Source organism: Kocuria sp. NBRC 114282 (genome assembly GCF_030268385.1).
Classification (GTDB): domain Bacteria; phylum Actinomycetota; class Actinomycetes; order Actinomycetales; family Micrococcaceae; genus Kocuria; species Kocuria palustris.
This window is the reverse complement of record NZ_BSQO01000028.1, coordinates 1-660: the sequence shown is the minus strand read 5'-3', so window position 1 is coordinate 660 and position 660 is coordinate 1. Positions and strand designations below refer to the sequence as shown.

General features: G+C 63.5%; 1 pseudogene and 1 other annotated feature. The pseudogene reads right to left on the bottom strand.

Features of this window, described 5'->3' with window-relative positions:
- Nucleotides 1–378: 378 nt before the first annotated feature.
- Nucleotides 379–519 (bottom strand): annotated as a pseudogene (locus tag QSJ40_RS12575) (IS3-like element IS3501 family transposase); the annotation flags it as partial.
- Nucleotides 426–522: a sequence feature (AL1L pseudoknot), on the bottom strand. (Overlaps the previous pseudogene by 94 nt.)
- Nucleotides 523–660 lie beyond the last annotated feature (138 nt).

The window sequence follows — 660 nt, the reverse complement described above, 5'->3', positions numbered from 1 at the left end:
TCGTCACCACATGTCTCAAAACCTCATCAACACCAGCGGACCCACGATGAGACATGACCCGCCGCCGCCTCGGGACCTTCAGGCAGCCCGCCAGAGGCGGGAGAAGCCTCACCTGCAACCGGCACGCTGCTCGGCACCGTCGAGGCGCCTTGCCGCCGGGACATCGGAGCCGCCCCGGTCAGCCTGGGAAACCAGAGCGACCCCACACCCGGACCCACGGGACGTGACGGCATCCGAGCGACATCGCCAGGCACCCACCGTCTGACGGGTAGCGGCCGGATTCGTACCGAAGCCTGGACTGGAAGGAAGGGGCCGTGCACAACGAAAAACACCCCGAACCGGGGGTTCGGGGTGTTTCCGATGTACTGAGACATCACACCGGTAGGCCCGGGAGGTGATGAACCCACATTCTGTTTCGCGCATGACGCGGCAGATGGCCTCGACCTCGAAATCGTCGCGGTTCATGTCGATGAACCGGATCATCTCGTCGTGGGGCGGTCGAGTTCCGCTGCGAAAAAAGCCGAGGCCTTTTTCAGGATCGGCGGATTCAAGCGGTCAGCGCAACATCTCCTGTGAGATGGGACAGTCACTGACCACAGGAGGATCCGGATGCAGGGCAAGCACGGTCATCTCAGCCGGGAGCAGAAGCAGCTGGCGCTC